Below are 8295 nucleotides of genomic sequence, written 5' to 3'. Positions count from 1 at the left end.
TGCCGACCGAAGCAGCCTCCTCCCGGCCGAAGCCACCCGCCCCGGCCGAAGCCGCCCGCCCCGACCAAAGCCACCCGCCCCGGCCGGGCCCGCGCCCCCGGCACCCGCCGCCACAACCGACGACGACAGAGACGACAGAGCCGCCGCAGATCGCACCGGCCCAGCAGCCCGCCCAGCAGCCCGCCCAGCCGCCCGACCGCTCGTTCGCCCGCCGGGACACAGCAAAGCACTCGCCGCGTCCGCGCGTCGTGGGTTGTCCACAGTGGCCGTGATGCGTACGACCGGGGTCCGCGGCTGTGGACAGCTTTCCCGGGGGGCTCCGTGGACCTGGCAGCATGGCGGGGTGACAGCAGCAACGGACTCCTCTCTCTTCCCGCAGGTCCCTGACTCGGCCGACGGGGTGCTCGACGGGCTCGACCCGGAGCAGCGCGAGGTCGCGACGGCTCTGCACGGTCCGGTGTGTGTGCTGGCCGGTGCCGGTACGGGCAAGACGCGCGCGATCACCCACCGGATCGCGTACGGGGTACGGGCCGGGATCCTGCAGCCCGCGAGTGTGCTCGCTGTCACGTTCACGGCCCGCGCGGCCGGCGAGATGCGCGGCCGGCTGCGTCAGCTCGGTGCGGGCGGGGTGCAGGCCAGGACGTTCCACTCCGCGGCCCTGCGGCAGCTCCAGTTCTTCTGGCCGAAGGCCGTCGGCGGTGAGGTCCCGCGGCTGCTGGAGCGCAAGATCCAGGTCGTCTCCGAGGCCGCCGCCCGCTGCGGCATCCGGCTCGACCGCAATGAGCTGCGCGATGTCACGGCCGAGATCGAATGGTCCAAGGTCACCCAGACCGTGCCGGCCGACTATCCGGCGGCGGTCGCCAAGGCGGGCCGCGAGGCCCCGCGTGACCCGGCCGAGATCGGACAGCTCTACGGCACGTACGAACAGCTCAAGCGTGACCGGGGCACCATCGACTTCGAGGATGTGCTGCTGCTCACGGTCGGTGTGCTGCAGGACCGGCACGACATCGCCGAGCAGGTCCGTACGCAGTATCAGCACTTCGTCGTCGACGAGTACCAGGACGTCAGCCCGCTCCAGCAGCGGCTGCTGGAGCTGTGGCTGGGGGACCGCGACAACCTCTGTGTGGTCGGTGACGCCAGCCAGACGATCTACAGCTTCACCGGCGCCACCCCCGACCACCTCCTCAACTTCCGTACCCGCCATCCGAACGCGACGGTCGTCAAGCTCGTCCGGGACTACCGCTCCAGCCCGCAGGTCGTGCACCTCGCCAACGGCCTGCTCTCCCAGGCCAAGGGGCGCGCCGCCGAGCACCGCCTGGAGCTGATCTCGCAGCGTGAGGCGGGTCCCGAGCCCGTGTACACCGAGTACGCCGACGAGCCCGCCGAGGCCGAGGGCACCGCCCGCCGGATCCGTGACCTGATCGCGTCCGGTGTGCCCGCCAGCGAGATCGCCGTGCTCTTCCGTATCAACGCCCAGTCCGAGGTCTATGAGCAGGCGCTGGCCGATGTCGGTGTGCCGTATCAGCTGCGGGGCGCCGAGCGGTTCTTCGAGCGGCCGGAGGTGCGCGAGGCCGGCATCAAGCTGCGGGGCGCCGCCCGCTTCGGCGGCAACGACGCGCTGCTCGACGACGCCGTGGACCTGCCGTCCGAGGTGCGGGCGGTGCTCAGCGACATGGGGTGGACCGGGCAGCCGCCGGCCGGCTCGGGGGCGGTGCGGGACCGCTGGGAATCCCTGGCGGCCCTGGTGCGGCTCGCCGAGGACTTCGCCAGGGCCCGGCCCCAGGCCACCCTCGCCGACCTTGTCGCCGAGCTGGACGAGCGGGCCAACGCCCAGCACGCCCCGACGGTCGAGGGGGTGACGCTCGCCTCGCTGCACGCCGCCAAGGGCCTGGAGTGGGAGGCCGTCTTCCTGGTGGGCCTCACCGAGGGCATGATGCCGATCACCTACGCCAAGACCGATGAGCAGATAGAGGAGGAGCGCCGGCTGCTGTATGTCGGCGTCACCCGCGCCCGGTTGCACCTGGGGCTGTCCTGGTCGCTGTCGCGGTCTCCCGGCGGGCGGGCCTCCCGCAGCGCCAGCCGGTTCCTCAAGGGCCTGCGACCCGGTTCCGGGGCCGGGACCGGCCGCCGTACGCCGGGGGTGGTCTCGGGGGGCGTTGAGCGCGGTGACGGGGCGGCGGCGGTGGCGCGGCGCCCCAAGCACCGCAGCCCGGCCCGCTGCCGGGTCTGCAACCGGACGCTGACGGATGCGGGCGAGATGAAGCTGATGCGGTGTGAGGACTGCCCGGCGGAGCTCGACGAGGCGCTGTACGAGCGGTTGTGGGAGTGGCGGGCGGGGGAGGCCGCGCGTTCGCGGCAGCCCGCCTACTGCGTCTTCACCGACAAGACGCTGATGGCGATTGCCGAGGCCGTTCCGGGAACCGAATCGGAGCTTGCGGTCATCTCAGGTGTGGGGTGGCGGAAGTTCGACCGCTACGGCAGCGACGTGCTGGCAATCTGTGCCGGCGAGGAGCTCGCGGGAGCCTTGGGAGACGGGTCCGAAGGCGCCGCGAAAAACTCGTCGGAAAAATAGTTTGCGCGCGCGGAGCGCATCCCCATAGCCTTCGGAAGCAACGGAGACAACGGAATCTTCCGAGATCCGATGGATCCGTGCTGTACTTGAACACCCTGGAACGGGATTCCCGGTCCACCGAGACGCCGAGAGGAGGCGAGCCCAGTGATCAGCATTATCGAGACCAACAAAATGACCGATCTCTCGGTCGTCGCCACCTGCACCCTCGGCTCCTCGCTCCTTGGCACCGGTCTGTCCGGCTTCGGCCGCCTGTCCGGTACCGAGGTCGCGCGCCCCGAGTCCCTCGCTGTTCCGACGTTCAGCGAGCGCACCGCGCGACCGACCGAGGCACCTGCGGTAGCAGCAGCGGCACCGGCGAATGCCTTTGCCTTCGCGGCGGCCAATGGTGCCGAATCCCGGCAGCAGTACCAGACGCAGCATGAAATGTGGGCCTACCGCGGCCTCGAACCCTGGAGAGATCCAGCCTGATCGGCACGATCAGGTCGGCACCTTCCAGGGCCGCGGAACCCACACCGGGATCCGCGGCCCTTTTGTTTTCCCCACGCGCCCGCCACCAGCCGGGCCGAACAGACGAGGAACACACCACCGTGCAACTCCAGACGCACACCCCGTCCGTAGCCACCGACCTGATCCCTCCGCCCGACCCTCAGGAGAACTCCTTGCTGCCCCTCACCGAGCTCGACGACGAGATCGACCGCCTCGGCACCGCCGTTCCGTGCCGTACCTACGACCCGGAGGTCTTCTTCGCCGAGTCCCCGGCCGACGTCGAGTACGCCAAGACGCTGTGCCAGTCCTGCCCGGTGCGTGAGGCCTGTCTTGCCGGCGCCAAGGACCGCCGTGAGCCGTGGGGCGTCTGGGGTGGCGAGCTCTTCGTCCAGGGCGTTGTCGTGCCGCGGAAGCGTCCGCGTGGCCGTCCGCGCAAGAACCCGGTTGCGGCATGAACACCATCGGCACAGGAACGATCGACCGTCCCGTCACACGGGATCCCAAGAAGCAGGACCCCACGATGAATCCGACTTTCACCGACACGCCCGTCCCCGCGAACGCCGACGCGATCGAGTCGCGTCAGAACAGGAACCACGCCATGCAACTCATCCCAGAAGCCCTGGCGCGTGCGCATATGCATCAACGCCTCCGGGAGGCTGAATCCGAACGCAGGGCTCATCGGCTCGCCGCCGCGCGGCGTATGCAGCGGCGCGCCGAGCGCGCGTCGCTCCGCGCCCGCCGTGCGCTGGCCATGGCCGTGATGCAGTAAGGCGGTGACGCCGCCACCCACGGGGTCCGTCCGACAGGGCGGGCCCCGTGGTGCGTTGTATCCGGCTTCATGCGGTTGACGGGGATATCGTCGGATGGTGGACCAGAAGACGCATGAACAGGCGGAGTTGGCCGACGGGAACACGGTGTGTGCCGGCTGTGGCGCGGTCGCCGCGGCCACTCCGCCGACCTGGACCTGCTCCGTCGAGAACGGCGAGCGCCGTTACTTCTGCGACAACTGCGCGCGGGAGAACATCCGGGCCATCGAGGGGCGCCTGGATTCGAGCTGGTGGTGAGGCCGGGCGGCCAAGGAGACGCGGCCCGGCCGGCAGGGTCAGGCCGTGGTCTCTTCGACGGTCTCCTCACTGATGGCCGCGGCGATGTCCGTGCCGCTCACGGTGCTGATGTCGGTGACGTCCGGGCCCGCGGGCTCCTCCTCGGTGACGAAGCCGGGCATCCATGCCTCGAGCTCGTCGCGCAGCCGCACCGTCGCCCCCAGCTGGCACAGCACCCCGATCGTGCTCAAGGTCACACGGTGGATCAGCAGATACGCGGGCGGCAGATTGAGCCGTTTGCCCAACTGGTACGCGGGGGAGCGCGGGTCGCCGACCCGGGCCGCCTGATGGCGCATCCAGCTCCGGGTGAAGGTGAACTCGTCCACCTGCGCGGGTTCGATGATCGGCAGCAGATACTCCAGCACCGCGTCCGGATCCAGCTCGATGGACTCCTTGACGAAGCCCTCCTCGCACAGCAGCTGATAGACCGCGTCCGCCTCGCCGTCCAGCGTCATCCGCAGTGAGGTGCCGATCGTCGGCGGCAGCCCCTCGGGCAGCCGGTCGACGGTGCCGAAGTCCAGTACGCCCAGCCGCCACTCCTCCGCCGGCCCGTCCGGGGAGTCCCCGGCCAGCAGCCGGAAGTTGCCCGGGTGCGGATCGGCGTGCAGCAGGCCGGTGCGGGTGGGGCCGGAGAAGAGGAAGCGGGCGAGGAGTTGACCGGCCCGGTCGCGCTGCTCGTCGGTGCCGTCCGCGATCACCTCGGACAGCGGCACCCCTTCCATCCACTCCGTCACCAGCACCTGGTCGCACTGGTGCACCACCGCCGGCACCGCCACATCCGGGTCGCCGGCGAACTCCTCGGCATGCGCCTGCTGGGCCTGTGCCTCCAGGGCGTAGTCCAGCTCCTCCGAGACCCGGTCGCGCAGCTCGGTGATCAGCGGCTTGATGTCCATGCCCGGGATCAGCGGCCCCAACAGCCGGGCGAAGCGGCTCAGCTGCGACAGATCCGACAGCAGCGCCTGCCCGGCCCCCGGATACTGCACCTTGACGGCCACCTCGCGGCCGTCGTGCCAGACCGCCCGGTGCACCTGCCCGATCGAGGCCGCCGCCGCGGGCTTGTCCTCGAACTCCTCGAACAGCTCCCGCCAGTCCTCGCCGAGCCGCTCCGCCAGCACCGAGTGCACGGTGCTGGTCGGCATCGGCGGCGCCGCCTCCTGAAGCTTCGTCAGGGCGGCGCGGTAGGGACCGGCGATCTCTTCGGGCAGTGCGGACTCGAAGACGGACAGCGCCTGCCCGAACTTCATCGCCCCGCCCTTCAGCTCGCCGAGCACCTTGAAGAGCTGTTCCGCGGTGCGCTGTTGGAGCTCGCGGCCGACGATCTCGGCGGATCTGCCGCCGATCCGCTTGCCCAGGCCCCAGGTGGCGCGGCCGGCGAACCCCAGTGGCAGCGCGGCCAGCTTGGCGGTGCGGGTGACCGCCTTGCGGGGAAGATCAGACATGCGCCCCTCCAACTCACACTGTCCCCCTACCGGGGTTACTCCGTCATTGTGGCGTGTCACGGCCGAGGATCCGAGGTGCCTGTCGTACACAGCGAAACAGCAGCGCCGCAGCCACACTCCGGATGCGGTTCGATCCGCGTGGTCCGTACGCTCGCACACGGCAGCGTGAGCTCCATCCGCGCCCCTGTGCACGGCGGCAGTTCACCGTCGAGGAACGCCAGCGCCTGGACGGCGGCAAGCCCCGCGACCGTGGTCGCCAGCGCCGCATCGCAGGCCGGCACCGCGGGTGAACCGCGCCCCGACCGCCACTGCGCCAGCAGTCGCGGCCAGGCCGGCTCCGCGTCCATACGGCGTAGCTCGTCGCAGCGCGTACAGGCCGAACCGCCGGGCAGCACCAGCGGACCCACCACACCCGTGCCCTCGATCACTCCCGCGTAAAGATGCGGGATTCCGGCGGTGAGCAGCGGCTCGGACAGCACCGGGTCCGGGGCGTACGCGGCGAGCCCGTCGCGCGGGGCGAGCACCACGAGGGACAGTCCGGGCTCGCCGGACTCGCTGACCGGGACCCGCGGCCGCGGTGTGCTGCTCCAGGGGGAGGACTGATGGGCCAGTTGCTGCGCGGCGGCGTTGCGCCGCTCTCCGATCCGCTCGGCCCCCAGCCCGCCGGGCACCACGTCCCATGGTTCGACCACTCCGCCGTCCAACACCTCCACCTGGCCGATCCCGGCCGACGAGAGCAGCGCCGCGATCGCCGCGCCCACCCGCCCGGCCCCCTTGACCCGGGCCCGGACCGCCCGGCGCGCGCCCATCCTGCCCAGGGCGCCGGCGGGTTCCCGGTGCTGCACCGACAGCGAGGCCAGATCGGGCCGCAGCCGCTCGAAGGCGGGGGCGTCCGCCCGTACGGCGTCGGCTGCCGGACCGCCCGCGGTGGGTGCTTCGAGCAGTCCGGCCGCGCCGAGCCGGTCCACCACACCCCGCGCATGCTCGGGCGGGAGGTCCAGTAACGCGGCCTCCGCGATCAGCTGCTGCATCGTGCGGGTGCCGTCGATCAGTGAGATGAAGCTGTCGGTCGCGGGATCGACCGGGCCGACCACCATCGCGTGGGCCGGCGTCACGCCGAACCGCACCGTGTTCCTGTCCCGCCAGCCGCGCCGCAGCGCGGGCTTGAGCATCGGATGCATGACATCCGCCCCCCGTCCTTCGTCGTCGGCTCCCAGCATGCTCCGTGCGGCGGATCGGTGCGGAAAGTTATCCACAGACCCCGGCATTAGTCATACAAGCGGTGCACGCCATGGAGTGGTTCGGTGGCGAACCGACCGCGGGGCGGGACTTCCCGCAGTGCCAGCGGGTAACGTCGGGCGCGTGCCCGCCGACCCTTCCGCCCACGGCTCAGGGGAGACACCCCTGCGTCGCGCCGCTGACACATCGCGCAGGGCTGCACCGAGCCCGACGGTCCGTAGCTCAGGGACCAGCGCGGTCGAGGTGCGCCGCAGCTCACGGCGGCGCAGAACGGTCTCCGCGTACCGCGAGGGTGACCGCACGGTTGTCCTGATTCCAGCCCGTATGTCCGAGGCCGAGGAGGAACGCTGGGTCACCGTCATGCTCGACAAGCTCGCCGCCCAGGAGAGCAAGCGGATGCTGGGCGACGCCGATCTGGCCGAGCGCGCCGAGCGGCTGTCCGGCCAGTTCCTCGACGGCCGGGCCCGGCCCGCTTCGGTGCGCTGGGTCACCAACCAGAACACCCGCTGGGGATCGTGCACCCCGGCCGAGGGCAGCATCCGTCTTTCGCACCGCCTCCAGGGCATGCCCGAGTACGTCATCGACTACGTCCTGCTGCACGAGCTCGCCCATCTGCTCGTCCCCGGCCACGGCCCCCGGTTCTGGCGCCTGCTGGAGTCCTATCCCCGTACGGAACGGGCCCGCGGCTATCTCGAAGGAGTGGTCGCGGCCGACCGGCTGCCCCATCTGCCCGCCGCCCGCGGCGATTGAGAGCGGGCCGGCACGACATCCGCCGCGCCCCGGCATCGCCCGCTGTCGGCGCCAGCCGTTAGCCTGGCGCGCAGAGGAACTCACAGCGGGAGCGGGGGACGGGCGTTACGTATGGCCAGGGAATTCCAGCGGGGCCACAAGGCCAAGATCGGTGATCTGACGGCGGGAACGGATCTGTACGTCGGCGTGCAGATCGCCGGACCCGGCCTGACCTTCGACATCAGCTGCTTCGGTCTGGACGCCGACGAGCGGCTGTCCGACGACCGGTACTTCATCTTCTTCAACCAGCCCAAGTCGCCCGAGGAGTCGATCCAGCTGCTCGGCGAGCAGGCCGGCGACAGCGAGTCCTTCCGGGTCACCCTCGACAAGATTCCGCCGCACCTCCACAAGCTCTCCTTCACCGCCGCCCTCGACGGCGCCGGCCAGGTCTCGCAGATCGGCCCCGGCTACATCCGGATCGTGGCCGGCGGCGAAGAGGTCGCCCGCTACTCCTTCACCGGCAGCGAGTTCAGCACCGAGCGGGCCGTCATGCTCGGCGACTTCTACCTCAAGGACGTCTGGCGGTTCGCCGCGGTCGGCCAGGGGTTCGACGGCGGCCTGGAGGCGCTGCTGAAGAACTTCGGCGGCGAGGTCGCCGAAGAGGCGGAGGCGCCGCCCGCCGCCGCACAGGGCGCGCCCGGCTTCGCGCCGCCGCCCGGGCCGGCCG

Annotated in this window: 9 protein-coding genes; 7 read left to right on the top strand and 2 right to left on the bottom strand. The window is 71.2% G+C overall.

What is annotated here, in order from left to right:
* Window positions 1–271 precede the first annotated feature (271 nt).
* The 5 genes from DY245_RS35400 (at window position 272) to DY245_RS35380 (ending at window position 4122) form a co-directional block, all read left to right on the top strand.
* Complete coding sequence (locus tag DY245_RS35400; RefSeq protein WP_128511197.1) at window positions 272–2572, top strand: ATP-dependent DNA helicase UvrD2; 2301 nt, start codon at window positions 272–274, stop codon at window positions 2570–2572.
* Between the two features lie 144 nt (window positions 2573–2716).
* Window positions 2717–3040 (top strand): hypothetical protein, encoded by a 324-nt coding sequence (locus DY245_RS35395; protein ID WP_128511196.1) that lies wholly within the window; start codon window positions 2717–2719, stop codon window positions 3038–3040.
* A gap of 119 nt (window positions 3041–3159) precedes the next feature.
* Window positions 3160–3513, top strand: a complete 354-nt coding sequence (locus tag DY245_RS35390; protein WP_128511195.1) for a WhiB family transcriptional regulator — start codon at window positions 3160–3162, stop codon at window positions 3511–3513.
* Window positions 3510–3827 (top strand): hypothetical protein, encoded by a 318-nt coding sequence (locus tag DY245_RS35385; protein ID WP_128511194.1) that lies wholly within the window; start codon window positions 3510–3512, stop codon window positions 3825–3827. Before DY245_RS35390 ends, DY245_RS35385 begins: the two co-directional genes overlap by 4 nt.
* Window positions 3828–3921: 94 nt before the next feature.
* Window positions 3922–4122, top strand: a complete 201-nt coding sequence (locus DY245_RS35380; RefSeq protein ID WP_181924018.1) for a hypothetical protein — start codon at window positions 3922–3924, stop codon at window positions 4120–4122.
* A 38-nt stretch (window positions 4123–4160) separates the two neighbouring features.
* Here DY245_RS35380 and DY245_RS35375 read toward each other — a convergent pair whose 3' ends face one another.
* Together DY245_RS35375 and DY245_RS35370 are read right to left on the bottom strand one after the other, a co-directional pair.
* The gene (locus DY245_RS35375; RefSeq protein WP_128511193.1) at window positions 4161–5600 is read right to left on the bottom strand and encodes an ABC1 kinase family protein; all 1440 of its coding nucleotides are present in this window, start codon (window positions 5598–5600) and stop codon (window positions 4161–4163) included.
* 56 nt (window positions 5601–5656) lie between these two features.
* The gene (locus DY245_RS35370; protein WP_181924020.1) at window positions 5657–6772 is read right to left on the bottom strand and encodes a ThiF family adenylyltransferase; all 1116 of its coding nucleotides are present in this window, start codon (window positions 6770–6772) and stop codon (window positions 5657–5659) included.
* A gap of 190 nt (window positions 6773–6962) precedes the next feature.
* Between DY245_RS35370 and DY245_RS35365 the strand changes: the two genes are divergently transcribed.
* Both DY245_RS35365 and DY245_RS35360 read left to right on the top strand, forming a co-directional pair.
* Window positions 6963–7589: a M48 metallopeptidase family protein gene (locus DY245_RS35365; RefSeq protein ID WP_128511191.1), complete on the top strand. Its 627-nt coding sequence runs from the start codon at window positions 6963–6965 to the stop codon at window positions 7587–7589.
* Window positions 7590–7700: 111 nt separating this feature from the next.
* A partial coding sequence (locus tag DY245_RS35360) for a TerD family protein (protein ID WP_147318417.1) occupies window positions 7701–8295 on the top strand: 595 nt, incomplete at its 3' end.

It is taken from the genome of Streptomyces inhibens, assembly GCF_003389455.1.
Lineage (GTDB): Bacteria > Actinomycetota > Actinomycetes > Streptomycetales > Streptomycetaceae > Streptomyces > Streptomyces inhibens.
The sequence above is the reverse complement of the archived record's forward strand: the minus strand, read 5'-3'. Positions and strand labels throughout refer to the sequence as shown.

Coding starts and splice junctions, on each gene's coding strand:
- DY245_RS35400 (WP_128511197.1), top strand. CDS start 272: ATGCGTACGACCGGGGTCCGCGGCTGTGGACAGCTTTCCCGGGGGGCT.
- DY245_RS35385 (WP_128511194.1), top strand. CDS start 3,510: ATGAACACCATCGGCACAGGAACGATCGACCGTCCCGTCACACGGGAT.
- DY245_RS35380 (WP_181924018.1), top strand. CDS start 3,922: ATGGTGGACCAGAAGACGCATGAACAGGCGGAGTTGGCCGACGGGAAC.
- DY245_RS35375 (WP_128511193.1), bottom strand. CDS start 5,600: ATGTCTGATCTTCCCCGCAAGGCGGTCACCCGCACCGCCAAGCTGGCC.
- DY245_RS35370 (WP_181924020.1), bottom strand. CDS start 6,772: ATGCTCAAGCCCGCGCTGCGGCGCGGCTGGCGGGACAGGAACACGGTG.